This window comes from Streptococcus mitis SK1080, assembly GCF_000220085.1.
In the GTDB taxonomy this organism is placed as follows: domain Bacteria; phylum Bacillota; class Bacilli; order Lactobacillales; family Streptococcaceae; genus Streptococcus; species Streptococcus mitis_K.
Genome location: NZ_AFQV01000013.1, coordinates 44,298 through 66,607, shown reverse-complemented (window position 1 = coordinate 66,607; position 22,310 = coordinate 44,298). Strand labels below are relative to the sequence as shown.

Here is a 22,310-nt window from a genome sequence, read left to right as displayed (position 1 = left end):
CCTCACTTTAATTCTTCTGCTAAAACACTTATATTTTCTTCAAGATTTTCTAAATAGGTCTTGTCATTTTGTGGGTCTGCCTCTAAAGGATTCAGAGTTTTAAGACCCACACCTGTTGATTTGACAAGAGTTTCAGCTACTTTTGAAGAAGCATTACTTTCTGTAAAAATCGTTTTAACCTTATAGGTCTTAACAAATTCCTGAATTTCTGTTAGTTGTCTTGGACTTGGTTCTTGTTCAGGAGAGATGCCTGCAATACCAAGTTGATTAAGTCCAAATCTCTTCGCTAGATAAGAAAAGGCTGTATGTTGTGTTACAAAAGTTTTCTGACTCGCTTTTTCAAATTTAGGCTGGAATTTCTTAGTCAATTCTTGAGCTTTTTTGATAAAGGCTTGCGCATTTTTTTGATAAGTTTCTTTATGTTCACTATCCACCTCTGAAAGTTTATCAGCGATAATCTGAGCTTCTTCGCCAGCTTTTTCAGGATCTAGCCAAGTGTGAGGGTCATAGAGCGTTTTTTCATCAACTCCATCCCCTGCTTCCACATCCTCTAGTCCAGGGACACGTTCCAAAGTCATTCCCTCTGAAGCCTCTAAGACCTTCACTTTAGATTTTTTTAGATTGGGATCTAAACTTCCTGCCCAAGATTCGAGTGTATGAGAATGATAAACAAAGACATCTGCATCATAGATGGCCGCGATGTCATTTGCCGAAGGCTCAAAGGAGTGAATCCCACTACTTGACTGAATCATCCGAACATCATTCAAGTCACCAGATACTTCCTTAACCATAGCGTAGATAGGATAAAAACTGGTCACAATTTTCATCCCCTTTCCTGTCTGGCTTTCCTTTTGTCCACAGGCTCCTAGCAATAAAAGAAAAACACTTAACAAGACTAAAAATAAATTTTGTTTCTTCATGAACAACTCCTTAACCATTTAATTAACTAGTAAACATTCTACTCCTAAAAATTTAATCTGTCAAGATATTTTTAGAAAAAATTTGAAATTTCTTTCACATATAAAAATCTGCTGAGTGTCAACAACTCAACAGATTCTCACTTTATATACTCAATGAAAATCAAAGAACAAATTAGGAAGCTAGCCGCAGGCTGCTCAAAACACTGTTTTGAGGTTGTAGATAAGACTGACGAAGTCAGCTCAAAACATGTTTTTGAGGTTGTAGATGAAACTGACGAAGTCAGCTCAAAACATGTTTTTGAGGTTGTAGATGAAACTGACGAAGTCAGTAACCATACATACAGCAAGGCGAAGCTGACGTGGTTTGAAGAGATTTTCGAAGAGTATTATTCTTCTATGGTAGAATGCTTATAGCCATAAGTGAAGTAAATGATACTTCCTACTAACAAAGCAACTAGGAAAGCAATCCAAGTTTCCATATTATACTGCAACATAAAGGATAAACAAATGATGATTGATAAAATTGGTAACAGGGGTACCAATGGTGTTTTAAATTCGCCCGCTTTGGGCATTCCTTTTTCTTTCCGTAAGCGAATCAGACCATAAGCTAGCATAATCAAGTAGGCTAAGGTACAAATATTTAAGAAGGCTGCGATACTAGCAAGAGGGAACATTCCTGCTGCTACTGCTGAAGCTAGACCTGTCAAGATAGTAGCATTCTTTGGTACCTTGCTTGTCTTCGTCAGTTCCTTAAAGATGGCAGGCATTAAGCCATCGCGCGCTAAACTGTAAATCATACGCGATAGGGCATAGGTCATCGAAATACAAACTGTAATCAAGGTTAAGATAGCCACTAATGACACATAGTTAGCTGCCCAACCAATCCCAATGCTACGAAGGGCAAAGGCAACGGCATCATCGACATTTAGATGACTATAGTGAACCACACCAGTCAAGACAAGCGTCACCAAGGCATAGAGAATAGTTACGATAGAAAGCGATAAGACAATCCCTCTAGGAATATTTTTTTGAGGAGTCTTGACTTCATCTACAGCCATAGAGATGGATTCAAAGCCCAAAAATCCAAAGAACATTAAGGACGCACCAGCCATAATACCAGTACTAGCGCCATAGATTTGTCCAAAACCGTAAGGAGCAAAATTACTCCAATTATCAAGTTTAATATTCCAAATTCCTACTAAAATAAAGAGAGCTAAAGCCGAGAATTTCAGAATGACCAAAATCGAATTAAAACGTAATGCTGCTTTAGCATTGAGTAAAACAAGCGAAGTCACCAAGACCAAGACAAGAATAGGCAATAAATCAACAAATGTCCCAGCTTGAGGATTAAAGGTACCATTTAAAGCCTGAGGAAGGGCTATCCCATATTGAGAAAGCAAGCCTTTAAAATAAGCTGCCCAACCCGAAGCCACACCAGATATGGCTGTCATGAATTCCATCATGGTTAACCAGCCAGCCAACCAAGCTGGAAATTCTCCTAAGATAGCATAGAGATAACTGTAGGCACCACCTGTAGCAGGTACTCGTGAAGCAAATTCTGCAAAAAAGAGAGCTGATAATCCCACACACAAGGCAGAAATGACAATTGAAATCACTAGGGCTGGACCAGCAAGCGTTGCAGCTGCAGTACCTGTTATTGTAAAGACACCTGTCCCTACCATGGCTCCGATACCCAGCAAAATCAGATCCCATAACTTCAAATGCCTGTGCATCTCCGTTTTATCCAAACTTACATTCTTTGTTCTAAATATATTCATCTTTGACTCCAAAATAAACTGATGATTCTATTTTACCATAAATATAGGAGATTTGTGAATATTTATAAAATAATTTTCTAAAAAAATCTGACTACATCTTGTAATCAGATTTTATCGATTCTAGTTCATTTCTTTAAAGGCTGCTTCTGCATCCGCATTGCTGATAGCACCAAATTGAATCTTTCCAATCTTCCCTTGACTATCAATCAGATATTCTGTAGGAATGCTTCGAATTTGATAAGCTTGGAAGGTGGTTGCTTTGGTATCATAAAGCACTGGGATATCCTTATATCCTTGTTCTTGGAACCATTGTGGGAATTGCTCAACGGTTTTTTCACCTTGAATTCCTGGTGCAATGACACTAAGAATTTCGAAATCACGATCTGGTTTCGCAGCTAATTCCATCAACTCAGGCATACTTTTCTTACATGGACCACACCATGAAGCCCAAAACTTCAAGTAAACCTTTTTACCCTTAAAATCAGATAACTTAACTTCTTTACCATCCATTGATTGCAAGGTAAAGTCTGGAGCCTCTTTTCCAACAGCGATTTGTTGTACAGTCGTTTCTTGTTTTGGCTGTTGTGGGGCTTGAGTTTTTTTAGTCTCTTCCTCACCACAGGCCATCAATACGACTAATGACAAAAGGCTTAAACCAGCAAACATTACTTTTTTCATTTGTTCTCCTTTATTCAAAAATTCCAGCTAGAATATTTACTTGTCCTAGTATTAACAAAATTCCCATTAAAATAATGAGGAAACCACCAATTTTCTTCAGTAGCATCATATGACGTTTGATTTTACTAAAATAAGGCATGACTACACCTGAAGCTAGAGCCAAAACCAAGAAAGGAAGGGCCATCCCCAGAGTGTAAATGAGAGTATAGATAGCTCCTTGCCAAGCTCCATTACCACCAGAAGCTGCAAGCGCTAAAACGGAACTTAAAACTGGACCGATACAAGGCGTCCAACCAAAGCTAAAGGTAATACCGAGTAAAAAAGCTGACCAATAACGATTAGAATCTGATTTTTTAAAGGTAAAGCTTTTTTGAACCTCTAATTTCTTAAAATGAAAAATTTCCATCTGGTGAAGACCCAAAATGATAATAATAGCTCCCATGACATATCGAAACCAATTTGCATAGAGAATATGACCAAAGTAACCTGCACCAAAGCCTAGAATAAAGAAAATGAGAGAGATACCTACGATAAAGCAAAATGTTCGAATCAAACCTGACCAAAGAACCTTTCTCCCAAACAAGGAAAAACTTTTTGCGCTTTCCTGATCATCCAATAAAATCCCAGCATAAACTGGCAGAAGTGGAAAAATACAAGGAGAAAAAAAGGATAAAACACCTGCTAGAAAAACAGAGATTGAAAATACTATCGTTTCCAATAAAGGACCAACTTTCTTAAGATTTCTAATCCTATTTTACTATATTCAATTTTATTTGTAAGCTTTCTGCTACACAAATTGAATTATCCTGTATTTGAAAGAGCCTTATTTTTCACGAATGACTTCGACCTTGTATCCATCAGGGTCTTTAACAAAGTAATAGTTAGGTGCAGTTCCTGGTAGACCATTTGGCTCAGTCACTTCATAGCCTTTGGCACTATGCTCTTGATGAAGCGCCTCAAGATCAGGTGTACTGAGGGCGATATGGGCAAATCCATCTCCAACCACATAAGGACCGTGATCGTAGTTATAAGTCAATTCCAACTCATAGTCGTCACCCTCAAGACCTAGATAGACAATCGTGAAGGCATGATCTGGAAAATCTCTGCGACGCAATTCTTTAAAACCAAAAGCATCTTGATAAAATGCGATTGATTTTTCAAGGTTTTCTACTCGCAAGCAAGTGTGTAGCATTTTTGAAGCCATATTTTTCTCCTTTATTTTTAAAAAGACTGGGACAATCCTGTTCCAGTCTTATCTGTTATTATTTACCAAGTTTTGCTTTAGCTGCATCTGCAAGAGCTGTGAAAGCTGCTGCATCGTTAACAGCCAAGTCAGCAAGCATTTTACGGTTAACTTCGATCTCAGCCAATTTCAAACCATGCATCAATTGTGAGTATGAAAGTCCGTTCATACGAGCTGCCGCGTTGATACGAGTGATCCACAATTTGCGGAAGTCACGTTTTTTCTGACGACGGTCACGGTATGCATAGTAGTAAGAGTTCATTACTTGTTCTTTTGCAGTACGGAACAAGATGTGTTTAGCTCCATAGTAACCTTTTGCTAATTTAAGAATACGTTTACGACGTTTGCGTGATACAACGCCACCTTTAACACGTGCCATGTTTTATTTCCTCCAAATATTTCCTAGAATTGTTTACTTACAGTCAAGCTATTATTTCAAGCGAGTAAGCATTGCTTTGATACGTTTGTAATCTCCTGAATGCACCATAGATGCTTTACGAAGATGACGACGTTGTTTCTTAGTTTTTCCGTGGAAACGGTGAGAAGTGTAAGCACGGAAACGTTTAAGTCCACCAGAACCTGTACGTTTGAAACGTTTAGCTGATGCGCGGTGTGTTTTTTGTTTTGGCATGATTTTTCTCCTTTGTTTAACTTTCTGACAATTATTTTTTGTCAGTCGCTGGCGCCAATTGCATGAACATTTGACGTCCATCCATTTTAGCACGTTGTTCGATGATGGCAATATCTTGAGTTGCTTCAGCAAACTCGGCTAAAACTTTTGCACCAATCTCTTTATGGGTAATCATACGACCCTTAAAGCGAATAGATACCTTAACTTTATTTCCTTTTTCAAGGAATTTGCGTGCATTGCGAAGTTTTGTATCAAAGTCACCCTTGTCAATAGTTGGACTTAGACGAACTTCTTTCACAGTAACAACACTTTGTTTTTTACGTTGTTCTTTTTGCTTCTTCTGGTACTCAAATTTGAACTTACCGTAGTCCATAATTTTTGCAACAGGCGGTTTGGCTTGGGGTTGAATCAATACTAGGTCAACATTAGCGTTATCAGCCAAAGCTTGCGCTTCACTGAGTGGCTTGATGCCTAGCTGTTCTCCTTCAAGACCAATCAAGCGAACTTCACGTACACGAATCTCATCATTGATGAATAAGTCTTGCTTTGCTATGGTTTTCACCTCTTTTGTTTTATTAGAGAAAAACAATAACGGACTCGTAAATATACAAGCCCGCACGTTATGATAGCGTTTCTTAGAAACTTTTCATCCGTAGGGCCAGGCAACTTAATGTCACAAGGCGAGAAGCTCTCACTTCTGCTTTTCTCAACTTTTATATGATACCAAGTTTTCTAGCCCTTGTCAAGATAAAAAGTTATTTTTTGAAAAGTTTCTGTTTGTATTTTGCCTTGATTTCCTAATCAAAAAGAGAGAACCAAGTTGATTCCCTCTCTATGTTAGTTTTTACTTATTTTCCCTATAGGAAAGCTAGGATTTATTAAAAAATTCTTTTTTCTGTGAACTTCCCCATCTTTCGATAAATAAGATCCCCACTAACAAAAGGATAACCAGGCAAGGAAGTAAAACCATCCCCATACTCCAATTTAGATTGACATTATCAATTTGCTTAGGTAATCTTCCAGATAAAATATCCACTGAACGTAAGTAAGTAAAGGGAATCAGATGTGCAATCTTTTGAAGAGGCTGAATTGTTTGGATGCCAAACAATAAGCCAACAATTCCAATGAGTGAAAGAAAGAGGACAGGCATTTTTTGCTTGAAAAAGTAAGCAATCAAGTACACTACTTCCACAATGACGATAAAGGCTAAGAAAGCTAATAACAAGCCAGGAAATAACACATCTTGTATTTTTCCAATAGTTACCTCTTGATTCACTAAGCTATAAATCGGGTAGGGATAATCTAACTGTCCAAAACCACTTATCAGACTTCCCACTAGAAAAGAAAATCCGCTGATTCCGATAAACAGCACAGTTACATAACCCACTCCAACTCCAAGAGAGGATATTGCAAATGTCACTTTTGAAAAAGGATATAACTGAGCTGTGTCCAGATGATTTTGATATCTTTCTGCAAATAGTTGCGTTAGCATAAAAATAATAGCAATCACAAACAAGGTTGGGATGATAGCCTCTAAAATCCAGATAATCTGATCAATCCCGTGGGTCGGAAACTCCAAAGTATGTGCTTTTATGTTCAAGGGATACAGGGCTTGGTAAATCTTTCTTTGGCGGTCAACCGCCATTTTAAAGTCAGAGCTAACAGTCGGGTTATTTGATATCCTTTCATAATTCTTCTCTTCATCTTGCCACTGCAAATAGTAGGCTTCTTTCCATCGCCCTTCTTTTAATAAAGTCAGAATTTCTGTCTTTTGAGTCGAATGATTTTTTTGCGATTCTAAATTAATTTTAGCAATCTGGTATTCCTCCGAGTTGGTATCAGATATTTGGGAGAGTTCCTCTTCATATTCATTGATGACTCTCTCATTTTTTACAAGATAGGTTTCCAACTCGCTCTCCAAGCTGTGAGAGTTTGCAGTCCGACTATTTAAATAAAAGGTAACACCGAGTCCAGATACAAATAAAGCTAAGATAATCCAGTTTAAGCGACTTTTGAAAACTTTTTTTAATAAAAATAGACTAACATCTTTCATAAACTAAACCTCTTCTATTTGCCCCTGGTGAATGGTTACTACTCTATCGCAGACATCAAGCAACTCTTCCTTATAGTGGGAACTTAAAAGAACCAGCTGTTCTTGTCTATCGATTTGTGCTAGCCTATCAAAAAACTTCTGTCGATAATACTCATCTAAGCCATTTGTAATCTCATCCATAAGCCAGCATTTCGCCTGACTGAGGAAATACATAGCAATCACCAAGCGTTGCTTCATGCCTAAGGAATACTTGCGAATGGGAAGGCTGATATAGTCAGACATTTCCCAGTAGGCAATTTCATCCCTCAAGTTCAGACCTGACTTCCAGATGTTTTTGATAAGGCGAAGATAGTCCATCCCACTTAAGTTTCCATCCAGCCATTCAATACTCTCATAATAAAACAAAGAAGGAGAGACTGAGATATTTCCACTACTTATAGGAATTAAATTGCTAATGGCGCGGAACAGGGTCGTCTTTCCAGAACCATTTATAGCAAGAATACCATAAATCCTACCCTTTTCAAATGTAAAATCAACATCTTGTAAGATGACTTGTCGCGTTTTTAAGGTCACATGAGTAAGTTGCAACATACCTAGCCCTCCTTTTTATCACTCTTTAGGGATTAATAGGCTCCACTGGAGTAGTTTCGTACCTCATAACGATTGTACTTCCAGCCTCCGCCAACTTTATACTCAGAATAGCTGTCATAACGATACTATAACAGGGGATTAATATAGTTATATCTCTGGGAATTCATACTAGACTTATAGTAGATATTCCAATCATACCTATAAGTTTTAAGAACGCTCACAGCAGATATACTGGACTGAAAAAGACCAATAATCATAAACTAACTAATTAAACGATTTTTGCTAATTTTTAATAGTTTTATATCTTCAATATTGAAGACGCTTTCATTATATCGTTTTTATCATTATTATGCAACAGATTTTTAGTTTATTTTACTAATATATAGTATTTATCCTTCCTATCGAACGCTTTCGATTTTCCAACTATTCAACCCCTTAAACCGTATAGCTCCTTGCTGATCAGTTCGGTAAACTTTACTATTGATATCTTCCAGTCGGGTCAAGGTTTCCTGATGGGGGAGTTTGGTTCGATTGTTCTTTCCAACTGAAATGAGAGTCATCTCTGGTTTGAGCTGTTCTAAAAAGACTGAACTTGATGATTTTTTAGATCCATGTTGGCCAGCTTTCAAGACATCAACTTTCAAGTCTGGATAGTGCTTCAGCAAGTCCTTCTCTCCTTTCTCCTCCAAATTTCCCGTGAAAAGAAAGTGCTTATCCAAAAGTTTCCCATACAGAACCAGGGAATCTTCATGACCTCCATCTCCAATTTTCCTTGGAGATAAGACTTCTAACTGACTTCCAAAAATTGGCAAATTCTCTCCCACTGACACACTACGAACCTTGGTTTGAGTCGCCTGCAGTTCTACTACAAATTCCTTCTGTTTCAGACTGCCTTTTGATACTAAAATCTCCCCTACATGGAAAGCCTTGGCCACTTCCAGCAAATCTCCAACATGTTCCTTGTCCGTATTGGTCAAAATCAGCTGGTCAATCTTGGCTACTCCTCGACTTTTGAGATAGGGAATCAAGGTTCGCTGGACATTGCTAGTTGTCGCCTTTTCTTGCCATTTTTCTATTTTCTTACTAGACTCTGCCTTACCGCCTACATCTATGAGAATGGTTTTACCAGTTACATCCCTTAGGAAAATACTTTCTCCTTGCCCCACATCCAGCATGGTAATTTCATTTTCCAGTGGATGCTTGGTCAAGAAAAAGAGACCCGTAATCAATAAGCTCAATACTGCTAGCCTTTTAATGTTTTTCCTCAAATCATAGACTAAAGCCAAGGAAATTAATAGTAGTATCAACAGACATGCATTGGGTTGTCCAAAGACAAGCGGTCTACTTGCCACCTGTGATACCAAGCGAATAATGTCCTCCAACCATTCAAAAATAAAATTCAGCTGAATGACTGGATAGAGAAAGGAAAGGGCAAATAAGATAGACAAGAGCGGTAAGAAGACCAAGTCAAATAGAAAGGAAAAGACAAAGGTCAAAAGGATAGACCAAGGTTGAAATTCTGCAAAATAGAAGGATAGAATGGGCAATATTCCCAAGGAAATGACTAGACTTTCTCTGACCACAGCCTTGAGACCCTCTCCTTCTTTGCTGGTCATGGTCAAGATAAAAGCATAAGCGCAGGACAAGACTCCTCCAGCAGTCAAGAAAAAGTTGGGCATGATGATAAAGAGGACAAGCACCGTCAAGGCAAAATTATCCAAGCCCTTAACACCATGTTGAGCCAGTAACTTCTGCAAGAGACTGCGAATGACTGATGCTGAAAATCCTGTCAGACCTGCATAAATAAGGGAAAAGGGATAAGTCAGCCATTTCAACTTTTCTTGGGTCAAGCCTAATCGCAAGAGTAGTTTCTTAAAGCCATCCATGAAAAAGCCTACCTGCATACCCGATAAGGCAAAGAGATGGATAATTCCTAGACTGGAATAAAGTTCATTCATCTCCTCAAAGTCTGTATCCAGATGTCCTAGCAAGAGCCCCGTCATGTAATTGCGCATAGGATCTGGAAAGTGCATCTTAATCCAAACTACAGCCTTTCGACGTAAACTGGACAGGTTTTCACCTACATCCCAACTGCCAACCCTTTGAAATGACTGGATTTTTTTGATATTGAGAGTCTGGTAAATCCCCTGAGTCTTCAGATATGCTTGATAGTCAAAGCCACCAAAATTTCTCTGCCCTTCTGGTTCTGAAAGTTTTCCTTCTAGTCCTATCTCATGAAGATCTGTTAAAGCTTGAAATTGTTCTTTCTCCTCCTCGGACTGTAGTTTATAATAGACTTGGAAAATTCGTCCGTCAGACTTACCACGAAAGGATAAACTATCACCATTGACCTTAATAGTGTCGGGCAGGATCCGTACCCTTTCAACAGAATCTGCCAAATGTTGACTCGCTTGACTCTGTTGCCAATTTTGAAACAGAAACCAAAATCCAAAGATTCCGCAAATTACTAGAACTTTTCCAACAGACTTCCACGGAAATTGGATAAAGAGACAGACTAGCAGAAAAACAAAACCTAGCAGTGCGAGATAAGATGATGAGAAAATGGCGTAGTAAAGCCAAAGCAATAGAAAACTCAGGTAAATTAGGGGAATAGGGAGTTTCTTAATCCACTGTAACATAGTCTTTTAGCTTTTCTATCGTTTTAGCACCAATGCCAGAGACCTTCTTAAGTTCATCAACCGACTTGAATTTGCCATTCGTCTCACGATGATCGATAATATCCTGGGCTCGTTTTCCTCCCAAGCCTTTGACCTGCTTGAGTTCTTCCAGACTGGCCTTGTTAATATTGACCTTCTTTTCCTTGCTTGTTGAAGAAGCCATCCCAGAACCAGTCTGTTGACTAGCTGCTTCTTCTCCCTTAGTGGGAACGTAAACCAGAGCCTCATCACTAACTTTCTGAGCTAGATTGAGCCCCTTGCTGTCTGCTTGCTCTGTCAAGCCACCAGCCTTCTGAACGGCGTCATTGACTCGACTACCTACAGGCAAATCATAAATTCCAGGTGCTTTAACAGCGCCTTTTACATCTACTGTGATTAGATCTTGTTCAACCGGTTCTTCCTTTTCTTCCTTCTTCACATCCTTTTTGGTCGATGAATCCTTGGAAACAGCTGCAACTTCTGCCTGCAAATTCGTTTCTTTGACAGGTGTTTGTGGAGCTGGCTTTAGCAGGAAAAATCCTCCTACAAGCAAGCCCAGACCAGTACAGATGACAATGATTTTATACTCTTTGATTTTCTCGATAATTGCTTCCATATTTTCTCCTCTCTTAAATTATTCGTAAGAGGAAGAAAAAACAGTCGAAAAATTTCTTTTCAACTGCTTATTTATTTGCAAAATAGTCTTCCTTGGTCAAGACATAATGAACTCTTGTCACGATTCGGCCTTCTTCATGCTGGTCCATACAAGCATAAGGTTCTGCATGGGAAAAACGCATGCCTGATTTCTCCATGACCTTTCCAGATGCAGGATTGTCCTTATCATGAAGGGCAATCAACTTATTCATCCCTATCTTCTCAAAAGCTAGCTCAATTACGGCACGATTGGCTTCTGTCGTCAAACCTTGATTCCAATATTTTTTATTGATAATGTAACCAATAGCTGCCTTCTTAAGAACAGGATCAATCTTGTGCAAGTCAATGGTTCCGATAAATTTGCCATTACTTTTTAGCTCTATTCCCCAACGGCCTAATGGATTAGCTAGATAGAACTGAGCAATATTATTCTTGGTTTCTTCCAAGCTTTGATTGGTTGGAAAAGTGTAGCGCGTATTTTCTCTGTCCGAGGCATAGGCAAACATTGCTTCTGCATCATCCAAGGTTACAGGTCGAAGCAACAAACGTTCTGTCTCTACTATGGGATACTGAGCTAGTTTTAAAAAGATTGATTCCATAAATTTCTTCCACTTGAAACGTTTCTAATCTAATACAAGGATATTGAATAAAACATTTAAAAAGCAAACTTATAGTAGATTGAAATAAGATATAAACAAATCAATCAGAAAATTCAAATTAATTTCTAGAAATATTTTAGCAGTCACGACGTACTATTCTAGCTTCAATCAACTATAGATTTAGTATTGAGATAACTTTAAGTACAAAAGAACTATCCTTCAGATAGAGGTTGAGGATCCAATTATTCACTCTCTTCATTTTTAACTGGTACTGGTTCATAAGCTCGGATAATCTGAGCGACAACTGGATGGCGAACCACATCCTTAGCTGAAAAATGAACAAAGTCAATCTGGTGAATGTTCTTGAGCTTTTCCTGAGCATCAATCAAACCGGACTTGACGTTACGCGGAAGGTCAATCTGACTGATATCTCCATTGACAATCATCTTAGAATTAAAACCTAAACGAGTCAAGAACATCTTCATCTGCATGATAGTCGTATTTTGCGCCTCATCGAGAATGACAAAGGCATCATCCAAGGTCCGTCCACGCATATAGGCAAGAGGTGCAATCTCGATAATTTCACGCTCCATGAGACGAGTCGTTTGGTCTTTTCCGAGAATTTGATACAAGGCATCGTAAACAGGTCGAAGGTAAGGATCTACCTTCTCTTTAAGATCCCCCGGAAGAAATCCGAGACTCTCGCCCGCTTCTACCGCTGGACGAGTCAAGATAATACGTTTAACTTGCCCACGTTTAAGGGCTGTCACAGCCAAGGTCACTGCAAGAAAGGTCTTCCCTGTCCCTGCAGGTCCGATTCCAAAGGTCACATCATGCTGTTTGACACTATCCACATAAAGCTTTTGACCCAGTGTTTTGACACGGATAGGCTTCCCAGTATTGTCTTTGATGATTTCTTCTTCGTAAAGGGCGACAAACTTGTCGATTTCATCGTTTTTGACCATGCTAATTGCAGTCACCACATCTGGCGTACCAACGGTCATCCCACGATTTACCAAGACCATCAAAGCCTGAATAACTTGACGGGCTTCCTCACAGGCAGACTCTTCTCCCAAAACCTGGACAATCTCCGTACGGGCATGAATCACAACATCAAGCTCTTCTTCCATCAAACGAAGATGGCGTTCATTGGAACCAAAAAGATGAAACAGGTCATCTGGATGACTCAGTTGAATGTCTATTGAATGTTCCTTCAAATAAAGAACCTCTCTAATCCTTTTATTTCTTTTTATTATAGCAAAGGGATGGAGAAATTACTAGCCCAAACCCAGTGAATCATGCTAGTGTTCTAAGTATTCTTGCCAAATGCTGTCAAAATCTCCTAGGTTAAAAGAGAAACTGGCATGTTCCTCCAAAAATCGACTGACCTCATCAAAATCATCGGTGTGTTTTGGGAAGGCTGACTCTTCAAAAGCGAGGTCTGCTAGGATAGCCTTTGGACTGTTACTTTTAGGATTGCGCTCGGTCATGAGCCAAGTGTAAAATGATTTTCTCATACAACTCCTTAAACCAACTCTGTCCCAAACTGGTCCTGCTTAATTTTACCAGCCTTCATCAAACCACCGAGTGCTTTCTTGAACTGACCTTTAGAAATGCCAAAGGTTGCTTTGATGTCGTCTGGAGATGACTTATCATTTAGGGTCATGAAACCACCATTGCTTTCCAAATAGGTCAAAATCATCTGAGCATCATTTTCCAACATTTCAAAAGAACGTGGTTTGAGGGAGAGGTTCAAGGTACGGTCCACTTCGCGGAAACCAATGACACGCGCATCTAATACTTGCCCCAAACGTGGCTCTGCGTAGCGCTCGCTAGGATGGATAAAGCCAAGCATGTTATTTTCTGGTAGGTAGACAAAGGTTCCTGACAGCTTGAGGCGGTACACAATGGCTGGCCAGTTTTGGTTCTGCATGTTGTTGTAGGCAGGACGAGCCAGACGTTGGAAGTCTTCTTGATAGGCCAAGAGTCCCCAGATACGGTCTTTCTTGTCCACTTCAAGACGTATGTAGAGTTGGTCACCCTTCTTAGGCCAGAGTTCCTTAAGTTCAGGGAGAATATCGAGTGACACAACGATTTCCTTGTCAGGAAGGCCTGTATCCACAAAGACACCCAAGTCCTTGCGTACTTCTGTGACACGACCCCAACCAAATTGATCCTGAGTAGCAGTCACTTCTAAAGTGGTCAAGCGGAGCTTTTGCTTCATATCTGTATAGGCAAAACCTTTAACCGTATCCCCTACTGTATGCTGACCTTCTTCCTTAGCAAGAGCATAGGTTTGACCATCCTTTTGCACAAAGTAAAAACGGTCATTTTCATCGATGATGAGTCCAACGATAAAACTTGCAAGATTTGTATTCATATTTCCTTCTTTCGAATAAAACTCAGCCAGCAATGCCAACTGAGTTTTTCTGTTTATTTTTAGACTTCCAAAAGTTCTTTCTCTTTGTTGGCAGTCATGTCGTCGATGTGTTTAACAGCATCGTCTGTTACTTTTTGAATGTCTTTTTCAAGAGTCTTCAATTCGTCTTCAGTGATTTCTTTTGCTTTTTCTTGTTTCTTAGCTTCGTCCATAGCGTCACGACGGATATTGCGCACAGCTACTTTAGCATTTTCACCGACCTTCTTCACTTCTTTAGCAAGGTCACGACGAGTTTCTTCTGTAAGAGCAGGGATAACCAAGCGGATTACAGAACCATCGTTAGCTGGTGTAATACCAAGATCAGAAGCGTTCAAGGCACGTTCGATATCTTTCAATGAAGATTTATCAAATGGTGTTACCAACAAAACACGCGCTTCTGGAATCGTAATTGAAGCGATTTGGTTAAGAGGAGTTTCGACTCCATAGTATTCTACATGTACACGGTCAAGCAAGCTTGCATTGGCACGGCCAGCACGGATACCACCAAATTCACGAGCAAGTGATTGGTGAGACTGGGTCATTCTCTCTTTAGCTTTTTCAATAATTGCGTTAGCCATAATCTTTCTTATTCCTTTTCTTAGATATTATTTGAAACTGTTGTTCCGATATTTTCACCAAATACGACACGTTTGATGTTGCCTGGTTGGTTCATGTTGAAGACAACCAAGTCAATGTCGTTGTCCATTGAGAGGGTTGAAGCTGTTGAGTCCATGATACGAAGACCTTTATTGATAACGTCACGGTGAGTCAATTCTTCAAACTTAACGGCTGTCTTGTCTTTCTTAGGATCGGCATTGTAAACACCATCGACACCGTTTTTAGCCATAAGAATGGCATCCGCTTCGATTTCAGCTGCACGAAGGGCCGCTGTTGTATCTGTTGAGAAGTATGGTGAACCAATTCCAGCACCAAAAATAACGATACGACCTTTCTCAAGGTGACGAAGGGCACGTCCACGGACATAAGGCTCGGCCACTTGTTGCATGGCAATGGCTGTTTGCACACGCGTATCAACACCAACTTGCTGCAATGAATCTGCCATCACAAGAGCATTCATAACAGTCCCAAGCATTCCTGTGTAATCTGCCTGAACGCGGTCCATTCCTGCTTCTGCAGCAGGTTCTCCACGCCAGAGATTTCCTCCACCGATAACAAGGGCAATTTCGATACCTAAGCTATGAACTTCTTGAATCTCTTTTGCGATTGTTTGAACTGTTTGGATATCAATCCCTACGCCACGTTCACCGGCAAGGGCTTCACCTGATAACTTGATTAAAATACGTTTATACTTGGGATTCGCCATTTTCACTCTCCTTCTTTTATCCTACCTATTTTATCACAATTTCTAAGATTTTTATAGTATCATGAGCAATTCTTTCAAAAAAATTAGACAGTTAAAAATTCCTCTAAGTCGGCAAGGGCACGCTCTGCAATTTTTTCATAACGAGCCTTCTTATCACGAATACGTTCGCCTTCCAACTCCTTGATGATCCCAAAATTGACATTCATTGGTTGGAAATGTTTACTGTCGGCATGGGTGATGTAATGAGCTAGGCTTCCAATCGCTGTTGTCTCTGGGAAAATAGCCTCACTTTCACCTTTGAAGAGTCGAGCCGCGTTAATACCTGCAACTAAGCCTGATGCTGCGGACTCTACATAGCCTTCCACACCCGTCATCTGACCAGCAAAGAAGAGATTTGGTTGTTTCTTAGAACGGTAGGTCTGCTCCAGAAGATTTGGTGAATCCATGTAAGAATTGCGGTGCATGACCCCATAACGAACAAACTCAGCATTTTCAAGACCTGGAATCATTTGGAAGACACGCTTTTGCTCTCCCCATTTGAGGTGGGTCTGGAAACCAACGATATTGTAGAGGCTACCAGCCGCATTGTCCTGACGAAGTTGAACCACCGCATAAGGTGTTTTAAATTCTCCATCACGAGGTCCTGTGTAGTCATCTGGATACTCCAAACCGACTGGCTTCATAGGGCCATAAAGCATGGTTTTAATACCACGTTTAGCCATGACTTCGATTGGCATACAGCCTTCAAAGTACTTTTCTTTTTCAAAAGAATTGAGCGGTGCTTCTTCCGCATTGACCAAGGCTTCATGGAAATCCATAAACTCTTGTTTTGTCATGGGAGCGTTGAGATAAGCCGCTTCTCCCTTGTCATAACGAGATTTGAGATAAACCTTGCTCATATCGATAGTGTTGACATCGATAATAGGCGCTGCTGCGTCGTAGAAATAGAAGCCATCGCCGTCATTAAGGGCATGAATTTTCTCAGCTAGGGAATCGCTTGTCAAAGGACCAGTAGCGACAACCGTAATAACATCCGTTGGCAATTCTATAATTTCATCACGCACTACTTCGATTAAGGGATGATTGGCTACTTTTTCGGTCACCGTTTGGGAGAAACCATCGCGATCCACCGCAAGGGCACCGCCTGCAGGAACACGTGTAGCTTCTGCTGATTCCAAAATGACAGAACCCAAGCGGCGCATTTCTTCCTTGAGTAGCCCGACAGCATTGGTCAAAGCATCCCCACGTAGGGAATTGGAACAAACCAACTCAGCAAAATTGTCTGTTTTGTGTTGAGGTGTTGACTTGACACCACGCATTTCATAAAGTTTAACTGGAATACCACGTTCTGCAATTTGGTAGGCTGCTTCAGAACCTGCCAAACCAGCACCGATAACATTGATATAAGATTGAGACACGACACTAATACCTCTTTGGGAGTGTGAAGACAAGGTTCACATTGAAAAAGCCAATCAATCTTAAGAGTTTTCGAATTTCTTGGCTCAGGCTGAAAAAGTCCATAGGACTTACTTCGCTTTCGAATTTCCTGGCTCAGGCTGAAAAAGTCCCCCGGACTTACTTCGCTCTCGAGTTTCTTGGCTCAGGCTGAAAAAGTCCCCCGGACTTTTTCACTCCCACAAATCTTTCTATTTTTTTCTTCTACTAGTATAACAAAAAAAGGGAAGAAGGCAAACTTCCCTGTTTAGTCATTTTCTTGATTTTCTTCCCAGTCATGGTAGGCAGCGTAGAGTTGACTTTTATTCCACTGGTAAATCTTAGCGACTTCCTTGATAGCTTGATTTTTCTTCATGCCTTGCTGGATGCGTACTTGTATTTCTGAAAACAAGTCCTCCTCGTCTTTTTCTTCCACATCCTGACTGGCACCTTCAACAATGATAAGGCATTCTCCCTTAAGTGGCGTTTCAGAGATACTTTCCAGCAATTCAGAGATCTTTCCCCTTTGGTATTCTTCATAGATTTTGGTCAATTCCCTGACCAAAACGACCGAGCGGTCACCATAGACTGCTAGCATATTTTCTAGCGTATCTGCCACACGATGAGGCGATTCGTAGAAAATTTGTGTTTCAGGATAGTCTTTTTTCGAGTCGAAAAATTGCTTTTGCTGGCCTGATTTTCTAGGTAAGAAACCATAAAAGATATGCGGTTGCGGGGCCAAACCACTGGCAATCAAGGCAGAAATTCCTGCAGAGGCACCTGGAACAGTCACAACCGTAATTTCTTCCTCAATCGCTACCTTAACCAAATCATGCCCAGGGTCTGAGATACTAGGCAAACCTGCGTCGGATACCTGAGCAATACTTTGCCCTGCTTTCAGGAAACCAATCAAATCAGGAATCTTTTCCTTGGCATTGTGCTCATGAAAACTGATCTGCTTGGTAGAAATATCAAAATGCTTGAGCAATAGACCTGTATTGCGCGTATCCTCAGCAGCAATCCAGTCCACTTCTTTCAGGGTTTGGATAGCTCGAAAGGTCATATCATCTAGATTGCCAATCGGCGTTGCTACTAGGTACAGCTTCCCGTAGGAAGACTGCCCCTTAAAACTTTTTTGAATCTGCATGCCTACTCCCTGTACAACAACTCGTCACAGAACATACATTCCTCATCCTGCTCCCGACGTTGTCCATAAAAATCATTACATACGTGAAAACCATCTTTATAAATTCGACGGACACTTTCACGAACATGCTTAGCCTTGACAGGAGCGTCTGCTTCCACCTCACCCAAGCGTTCGCGCAACTTAGAATTTTCCAAGCGAAGAGCTGTATTTTCTTCTACTAGGCTCTTGAGATTTTTCTTGATGGCTTCCACATCGGCCAAGGTTACCAATAACTGTTGGGAAAAATCATCCAGCGCGTCAAATAATTCTTTTTTATCCATAAACCAGCCCTTTCCTTTCTTTATCGTTCATTTTTGAGTTTATATTTCTTTCAAGACCAGATATTCCATGGCATTTTGAAAGCTGACATTAGCTTGCCACATTTTTCTAGCTTCTAGCAAATCTTGTAGAATCACTCTTACTCTTGCTTGCAGGAGGTCCTGCCCACAGAGGACTTCAAGAATCCGTAAAACCTGATCTTGTTTTTCCTTGTCATCTGCCAAGCTAGCTAATTTAGCAACCTGCAGATAACTTTCTTTTTTCTTAGCTACTAACCAAGTCAGCAGGCGTTCACTTTCATCGACCAAGGTCCAAAAACTTGCCTGATTGGCTAACTTTTCTGCTTCAGCTCGCGATTGACTAAACTGGGCTAAAAGAGTTGCTTTTTTCTTAACCAGTCCCATTTGTTCTAAGAGCAAGATGAGCTTCTCTTCTTGCTTTTTAAAGTGGAAAATCTGGGTCCGACTTCGAATTGTTGGTAAGATCTTTTCCTCATCGCTGGTCAAGAAGAAAATATAAACCTCACTCTGGGGTTCTTCGATGACCTTGAGCAGAGAATTGGTTGCATTAGGATGCATTTTCTCAGCTTGCTCGATAATAAAGACCTGTTGTTGGTTTTCAATCCCTGCTTGAGAAAACTGCCCCACTAATTCTCGAATCCGTTCTGTCTTGATGACCTGATTGACTGGCTTAATCAAAGTGACATCGGGAAATTCTCCCTGTTCAATCAGCTTACAATTTCGGCAGTTTTCACATGGTAAAACGCCTACCTTATCTGTACAAAAGAGGCTTTTAGCTAAAAACTGCGCCATTTCCAAGCTTCCAAAAAAACCTGAAAAAAGATAGGCGTGATTGAGCTGGTCTTGCTCCAAAATACGGACAAAGCGGTCAAACTGGGCTGGTTGCCAAGCCTTTAGTTGATCTTGTTTCATTTGGCCAAGCCCATTCTGTCAAACAAGACAGCCTTGGTAGTTTCCACAACCTGCTCCAAAGGGAGACTAGCATCAATCTTGACAATGCGATTTCTTTCTTTGTCCAGAAGAGAAAGGTAGCCTTGACGGACTTTCTTGTGCAATTCCAACCCTTCCAAGTCCAGACGATTGACCTCGCGATTGCTATTAGCAGCAATGCGAGCCAGTCCTTCTTCCACCTCAATATCAAAATAGAGTGTCAAATCGGGTTTGAGGCCATCTGTCGCAAACTGGTTAAGCCAGTCAATGGCTTCAATGTCCAAACCACGACCAAATCCCTGATAGGCAACAGAACTATCAATAAAACGATCCATAATGACCAACTTACCAGCTTCAAGTGCTGGAAGAACTTTTTCTACCAAGTGCTGTCTGCGACTGGCGATATAGAGAAGAAGTTCTGTCTTCGCATCCATCTGAGTATGACTTGGATCCAAAATCACTTCCCGAATCTTCTCCCCAATCAAGACTCCGCCAGGTTCACGGGTCGTCAGCACCTCTACCCCTGTTTCCTCTAAAATTGGGAGCAGAGTCTCTAAAACACTGGTCTTTCCTGCTCCCTCTGGTCCCTCAAGAGAGACTAAAAATCCTTTTGACATGTCTAACTCATTTCTTTTTTACTACTTCTATTCTATCAAAAAAATAGGGGTTTGTGACAATCTTTTTGTTTTCTCATTTCATACTCAATGAAAATCAAAGAGCAAACTAGGAAGCTAGTCGCAGGTTGCTCAAAACACTGTTTTGAGGTTACAGATGGAAGCTGACGCAGTTTGAAGAGATTTTCGAAGAGTATCAACCACCATAAAAGAGGCAGACAAATCCACCTCTTATTTACCTAGTTCTTGTGTTCGTTTGTAGGCTTGACCAACTGCATCCATGACCGTTCCTCGAAAAGCATGCGCTTCTAGGCTCGCTACACCAGCGATAGTCGAACCACCTGGGCTACAAACTTGATCTTTCAAGACCCCAGGATGTTGCTGACTTTCAAGGACCAATTGCCCAGCTCCTACCACAGTTTGAGCCGCCATTTTCAAGGCCGTTTCTCGTGGCAATCCCGTCTGAACACCCGCATCTGCCAAGGACTCAATAAAGAGATAGACAAATGCTGGTCCACAGCCTGCAAGACCTGTAGCTGCATCTATTAAGCCTTCCCCAAGTTCAACCAAGAGGCCAGCCTTGGTTAAAAGCTGACAAAAGAGCTCACTGTCCTCAGCCCTGCAATTAGGAGACAAGGCATAACTAATCACTCCTTGCCCGATAGAAGCAGGGGTATTTGGCATCATACGAATAATTCGGTGTTGACTTGGGATAAGACTTGCTAGTCTTTCTAAAGTCAATCCAGCTGCCATGGAAATCAAAAGAAGACCTTCTCTTTTTTTAAGGATGGTTTGATATTGAGATAGCAAGTCTGAGAACTGAGCTGGCTTAACACCTAAAAAAATCACATCTGCTTCTGCAAAGATTTCGTCATTGCTAGAAGCCTGACCACCAAAGTCTGCAATGAAAACATCTACCTTGGCTTGACTACGATTGGCAATGAGAATCTGAGCACCCGTCTTGGCCTGCAAAACAGCCTTGGCCAAACTAGCTCCCATATTCCCCAAACCGATAAATCCAATCTTCATCTCTTACTCCCTTATCTGTCCGTCACCAGTAACCACATACTTGTAGCTAGTCAATTCCTTCAAGCCCATGGGACCACGCGCGTGCAGTTTCTGAGTAGAAATCCCCATTTCACAACCAAGACCAAATTGGCCACCATCGGTAAAACGAGTTGAGGCATTGACATAAACTGCTGCAGAGTCCACTTGATCTGTAAAGTAAGCTGCAGCTTCAGCATTTTCCGTCACAATGGCATCCGAATGATGGGTACTGTGGGTTTCAATATGGACAACCGCTTCTTCTAAACTGCTCACAACCTTAACAGCTAGGACATAGTCTAAAAACTCGGTGTCAAAGTCTTGGGCCTCAGCTGCTCGACCTGAAACAAACTGACTTGCTTTGCTATCAAGTCGGAATTGAATTGGTTCCAACCCAGCTTCTTTTCGATCTGCAACCAGCACTTGCTCCAAACGAGGAAGGAAGCTTGCTGCCTTGTCTTCATGAACCAGCAGAACCTCCATGGCATTGCAGACAGAAGGACGACTGGTTTTAGCATTATTGATGATAGACAGAGCCTTGTCTTCATCTGCATCCTTATCCACATAGACATGTACAATCCCAGTCCCTGTCTCGATAACAGGTACAATCGCATTCTCAACCACGGCATTAATCAAGCCAGCTCCTCCACGAGGAATGAGAAGATCTAAATAGCCCTTGGCCTTCATCATAGCATAGCTACTTTCTCGGCTGGTATCTTCCACTAGTTGAATCACATCTGGATGAATGGTAGTCGTCTCCAAGCCCTTTTTCAAGGCTGTGACAATAGCATGAGCTGTTTGATAGGCATCCTTACCACTACGAAGAACGACCGCATTTCCACTCTTAAGAGCCAAAGCAGCCGCATCAGACGTCACATTTGGACGACTTTCATAGATAATACCGATGACCCCCATAGCCACTCGTTTCTTGGTGATAACCAAGCCATTTTCAAGATGATTGGTTTCTAAAACTTCACCGATTGGATCTGGTAAGGCAACCACTTCACGAATCCCTCTTGCCATCGCTTCTATACGACTTGCATCCAAATAAAGACGATCCAGCATCACATCTGAGATTTTACCTTTGGCCGCTGCCATATCGAGGGCATTAGCCGCTAAAATTTCCTCTGTAGCAGCCACTAAGTAATCAGCCATGGCTAGCAAGGCTTGGTTTTTCACCTCTTCACTAGCTGTGTTGATCGATTTTTTAACAGCCTGTACCTGTTCAAATTGTTCTTGTGTACTTAGCATAGTTT

The 22,310-nt window shown here is 40.9% G+C and carries 26 protein-coding genes and 1 other annotated feature; of the genes, 1 reads left to right on the top strand and 25 read right to left on the bottom strand.

What is annotated here, in order from left to right:
- Positions 1 to 2: 2 nt before the first annotated feature.
- Positions 3 to 920, bottom strand: coding sequence for a zinc-binding lipoprotein AdcAII (adcAII, locus tag HMPREF9957_RS05715; RefSeq protein WP_000744535.1), 918 nt, complete (start codon positions 918 to 920; stop codon positions 3 to 5).
- 153 nt (positions 921 to 1,073) lie between these two features.
- On the opposite strand from adcAII, the gene HMPREF9957_RS13530 reads away from it, so the two are divergent.
- Positions 1,074 to 1,334: a hypothetical protein gene (locus tag HMPREF9957_RS13530; RefSeq protein WP_000692896.1), complete on the top strand. Its 261-nt coding sequence runs from the start codon at positions 1,074 to 1,076 to the stop codon at positions 1,332 to 1,334.
- On the opposite strand, the gene HMPREF9957_RS05705 is transcribed toward HMPREF9957_RS13530, so the two are convergent.
- The 24 genes from HMPREF9957_RS05705 to HMPREF9957_RS05585 all read right to left on the bottom strand — a co-directional run bounded on the left by HMPREF9957_RS05705 (position 1,307) and on the right by HMPREF9957_RS05585 (position 22,305).
- Positions 1,307 to 2,698 (bottom strand): APC family permease, encoded by a 1,392-nt coding sequence (locus HMPREF9957_RS05705; protein ID WP_001020316.1) that lies wholly within the window; start codon positions 2,696 to 2,698, stop codon positions 1,307 to 1,309. The two genes, HMPREF9957_RS13530 and HMPREF9957_RS05705, sit on opposite strands and share 28 nt — an antisense overlap.
- A 120-nt stretch (positions 2,699 to 2,818) precedes the next feature.
- On the bottom strand, positions 2,819 to 3,376 hold the full coding sequence (gene sdbB, locus HMPREF9957_RS05700) for a thiol-disulfide oxidoreductase-associated lipoprotein SdbB (protein ID WP_000757381.1): 558 nt from the start codon (positions 3,374 to 3,376) through the stop codon (positions 2,819 to 2,821).
- A 10-nt stretch (positions 3,377 to 3,386) separates the two neighbouring features.
- The gene (gene ccdA2 / locus HMPREF9957_RS05695; protein WP_000447999.1) at positions 3,387 to 4,094 is read right to left on the bottom strand and encodes a thiol-disulfide oxidoreductase-associated membrane protein CcdA2; all 708 of its coding nucleotides are present in this window, start codon (positions 4,092 to 4,094) and stop codon (positions 3,387 to 3,389) included.
- A 105-nt stretch (positions 4,095 to 4,199) separates the two neighbouring features.
- Positions 4,200 to 4,580 carry a lactoylglutathione lyase gene (gene gloA, locus HMPREF9957_RS05690; protein WP_000157153.1) on the bottom strand — a complete coding sequence of 127 codons (381 nt, stop codon included), beginning with the start codon at positions 4,578 to 4,580 and terminating at the stop codon, positions 4,200 to 4,202.
- A 58-nt stretch (positions 4,581 to 4,638) separates the two neighbouring features.
- Positions 4,639 to 4,998, bottom strand: coding sequence for a 50S ribosomal protein L20 (gene rplT / locus HMPREF9957_RS05685; RefSeq protein WP_000124834.1), 360 nt, complete (start codon positions 4,996 to 4,998; stop codon positions 4,639 to 4,641).
- 51 nt (positions 4,999 to 5,049) lie between these two features.
- Entirely contained in the window at positions 5,050 to 5,250 is a 201-nt protein-coding gene (gene rpmI / locus HMPREF9957_RS05680; RefSeq protein ID WP_001125943.1) for a 50S ribosomal protein L35, read from the bottom strand.
- A 31-nt stretch (positions 5,251 to 5,281) separates the two neighbouring features.
- Positions 5,282 to 5,812 (bottom strand): translation initiation factor IF-3, encoded by a 531-nt coding sequence (infC, locus tag HMPREF9957_RS05675; protein ID WP_000848180.1) that lies wholly within the window; start codon positions 5,810 to 5,812, stop codon positions 5,282 to 5,284.
- A 15-nt stretch (positions 5,813 to 5,827) separates the two neighbouring features.
- Positions 5,828 to 5,959 (bottom strand) — a sequence feature (ribosomal protein L20 leader region).
- A gap of 159 nt (positions 5,960 to 6,118) precedes the next feature.
- Positions 6,119 to 7,303 (bottom strand): hypothetical protein, encoded by a 1,185-nt coding sequence (locus HMPREF9957_RS05670; protein WP_000655928.1) that lies wholly within the window; start codon positions 7,301 to 7,303, stop codon positions 6,119 to 6,121.
- A 3-nt stretch (positions 7,304 to 7,306) separates the two neighbouring features.
- Positions 7,307 to 7,894 (bottom strand): ABC transporter ATP-binding protein, encoded by a 588-nt coding sequence (locus HMPREF9957_RS05665; protein WP_000939890.1) that lies wholly within the window; start codon positions 7,892 to 7,894, stop codon positions 7,307 to 7,309.
- Positions 7,895 to 8,292: 398 nt separating this feature from the next.
- Positions 8,293 to 10,533, bottom strand: a complete 2,241-nt coding sequence (locus HMPREF9957_RS05655) for a DNA internalization-related competence protein ComEC/Rec2 (protein ID WP_000942374.1) — start codon at positions 10,531 to 10,533, stop codon at positions 8,293 to 8,295.
- On the bottom strand, positions 10,517 to 11,167 hold the full coding sequence (locus tag HMPREF9957_RS05650) for a helix-hairpin-helix domain-containing protein (protein ID WP_000387348.1): 651 nt from the start codon (positions 11,165 to 11,167) through the stop codon (positions 10,517 to 10,519). The genes HMPREF9957_RS05655 and HMPREF9957_RS05650 overlap by 17 nt, the downstream gene beginning before the upstream one ends.
- Positions 11,168 to 11,234: 67 nt before the next feature.
- Positions 11,235 to 11,804, bottom strand: coding sequence for a GNAT family N-acetyltransferase (locus HMPREF9957_RS05645; RefSeq protein WP_000443728.1), 570 nt, complete (start codon positions 11,802 to 11,804; stop codon positions 11,235 to 11,237).
- Between the two features lie 242 nt (positions 11,805 to 12,046).
- A complete protein-coding gene (locus HMPREF9957_RS05640; RefSeq protein WP_000658190.1) occupies positions 12,047 to 13,021 on the bottom strand; it encodes a PhoH family protein in 975 nt (324 codons plus the stop codon).
- A gap of 84 nt (positions 13,022 to 13,105) precedes the next feature.
- Positions 13,106 to 13,321: a YozE family protein gene (locus HMPREF9957_RS05635; RefSeq protein WP_001232085.1), complete on the bottom strand. Its 216-nt coding sequence runs from the start codon at positions 13,319 to 13,321 to the stop codon at positions 13,106 to 13,108.
- A gap of 8 nt (positions 13,322 to 13,329) precedes the next feature.
- Positions 13,330 to 14,184 (bottom strand): RNA-binding virulence regulatory protein CvfB, encoded by an 855-nt coding sequence (gene cvfB, locus HMPREF9957_RS05630; RefSeq protein ID WP_001095446.1) that lies wholly within the window; start codon positions 14,182 to 14,184, stop codon positions 13,330 to 13,332.
- 59 nt (positions 14,185 to 14,243) lie between these two features.
- A complete protein-coding gene (gene frr, locus HMPREF9957_RS05625; protein ID WP_001262225.1) occupies positions 14,244 to 14,801 on the bottom strand; it encodes a ribosome recycling factor in 558 nt (185 codons plus the stop codon).
- A 20-nt stretch (positions 14,802 to 14,821) separates the two neighbouring features.
- Complete coding sequence (pyrH, locus tag HMPREF9957_RS05620) at positions 14,822 to 15,547, bottom strand: UMP kinase (protein WP_000002995.1); 726 nt, start codon at positions 15,545 to 15,547, stop codon at positions 14,822 to 14,824.
- A gap of 83 nt (positions 15,548 to 15,630) precedes the next feature.
- On the bottom strand, positions 15,631 to 16,965 hold the full coding sequence (gene trmFO / locus HMPREF9957_RS05615; protein ID WP_000083737.1) for a methylenetetrahydrofolate--tRNA-(uracil(54)-C(5))-methyltransferase (FADH(2)-oxidizing) TrmFO: 1,335 nt from the start codon (positions 16,963 to 16,965) through the stop codon (positions 15,631 to 15,633).
- Between the two features lie 284 nt (positions 16,966 to 17,249).
- The gene (gene rsmI / locus HMPREF9957_RS05610) at positions 17,250 to 18,128 is read right to left on the bottom strand and encodes a 16S rRNA (cytidine(1402)-2'-O)-methyltransferase (RefSeq protein ID WP_001166905.1); all 879 of its coding nucleotides are present in this window, start codon (positions 18,126 to 18,128) and stop codon (positions 17,250 to 17,252) included.
- A gap of 2 nt (positions 18,129 to 18,130) precedes the next feature.
- Positions 18,131 to 18,448 (bottom strand): DNA replication initiation control protein YabA, encoded by a 318-nt coding sequence (gene yabA, locus HMPREF9957_RS05605; RefSeq protein WP_000358227.1) that lies wholly within the window; start codon positions 18,446 to 18,448, stop codon positions 18,131 to 18,133.
- Between the two features lie 39 nt (positions 18,449 to 18,487).
- On the bottom strand, positions 18,488 to 19,378 hold the full coding sequence (locus HMPREF9957_RS05600) for a DNA polymerase III subunit delta' (RefSeq protein WP_000806718.1): 891 nt from the start codon (positions 19,376 to 19,378) through the stop codon (positions 18,488 to 18,490).
- Complete coding sequence (gene tmk, locus HMPREF9957_RS05595; RefSeq protein ID WP_000033399.1) at positions 19,375 to 20,013, bottom strand: dTMP kinase; 639 nt, start codon at positions 20,011 to 20,013, stop codon at positions 19,375 to 19,377. The genes HMPREF9957_RS05600 and tmk overlap by 4 nt, the downstream gene beginning before the upstream one ends.
- Positions 20,014 to 20,241: 228 nt before the next feature.
- On the bottom strand, positions 20,242 to 21,039 hold the full coding sequence (gene proC, locus HMPREF9957_RS05590) for a pyrroline-5-carboxylate reductase (RefSeq protein WP_000689669.1): 798 nt from the start codon (positions 21,037 to 21,039) through the stop codon (positions 20,242 to 20,244).
- Between the two features lie 3 nt (positions 21,040 to 21,042).
- A complete protein-coding gene (locus tag HMPREF9957_RS05585; RefSeq protein WP_000953400.1) occupies positions 21,043 to 22,305 on the bottom strand; it encodes a glutamate-5-semialdehyde dehydrogenase in 1,263 nt (420 codons plus the stop codon).
- Between the last annotated feature and the right edge of the window lie 5 nt (positions 22,306 to 22,310).